This is a genomic window from Acinetobacter lactucae, assembly GCF_013344765.1.
In the GTDB taxonomy this organism is placed as follows: domain Bacteria; phylum Pseudomonadota; class Gammaproteobacteria; order Pseudomonadales; family Moraxellaceae; genus Acinetobacter; species Acinetobacter lactucae_A.
The window spans coordinates 1-1,114 of record NZ_JABVBF010000343.1; the positions used below are offsets into that span (position 1 = coordinate 1).

At 29.4% G+C, this 1,114-nt stretch carries 1 protein-coding gene; it reads right to left on the minus strand.

Annotated features, from left to right (window positions below):
- Nucleotides 1-120: 120 nt before the first annotated feature.
- The coding region (locus HUN22_RS17200; RefSeq protein WP_174731929.1) for a site-specific integrase at nucleotides 121-1,114 on the minus strand (994 nt) is incomplete at its 5' end.

A 1,114-nucleotide genomic window follows, 5' to 3' on the forward strand; every position in this document is an offset into this window, starting at 1 on the left:
TTGATGGTGTAGGCAAAGACTCTATGAGCCTAAGGTCAGCATCATGGAAAATCATAAATTTATTAGGACTATTATCATTTTTTTCAAAATCTAGACTAAGTTGAGGCATATTCTTATCAATCATAATTTAATACTGGAATCTATTATTCGAGCTAAATTCATAAAATTAGCACGTTCTACAATAAAGCGTTTACCATAATATATGGGCATTGTACTTGTAGTTGACCACCCGCCTAAGGCTCTTAGATCATCCTGCGCTTTTAGTAGAGCATCATTTACACTTTGTTTAATATCAGAGTGACTAACATTTTCTTTTTTATACTTCTCAAAAGAGAAGCTTAACATCATATAGGCCCAAGAATGTCTACATACATGTGGCGTTAGCCGTTCTATTGAATCATAGCTCGAAGTATCAAAACAATTTGGTAACAGGGCTTTTAGTGATGAGTCTATCTTATCAAATATTTTTTTAATACTGGCATAACTTAAAGCAGAGTAGGGTGGCTTTAAAGAAGTAAATAAGATCTGTGAAGGAATTTCTTTTCGGATTTCATTTATATAGATTTGAAGAATTTTATAGTCTCTTTCTTGGAGCTTAATTACTCGATAAGAATACTCATTTTTGATTTTTGGCTTTTTCGAACGATCATCAAACTCATCATCTGTGTTTGTAATAATTAAACTAAAGTTCTGATTCTGAATTGATTTTTTGATAGAATTGGTTGTTAGTAGCATAAGCTCACCAATTCTAAGACCATAATTAAGCATGAGATGTATGATTAGAAAGTTTCTGAGTTGTACGTTTTTTGACTTAAATGGATTTAAAATATTGTATTTATTAGAATTGCTCGGTGAGATAATTAAATACAATCCTTTAATCATCTCATCATTCATACTTTTGAACGAATAATTGATTTCACTTTTAATTGTTTTATTTGACTTTGAAAAGTTATTTATAATTTTTTTCTTTATATTCATATATTTATTTAAGTTTTCTTTAATTTTTTGGATTTCCTTCAGTGAAAGTTGTGGCTGAGATTGGATAGTTAGATATTCATCAATTAAAAAGCTGTAAAACTTTAAAAAGGATCTAATTCTATGGCCAATAGTAGTG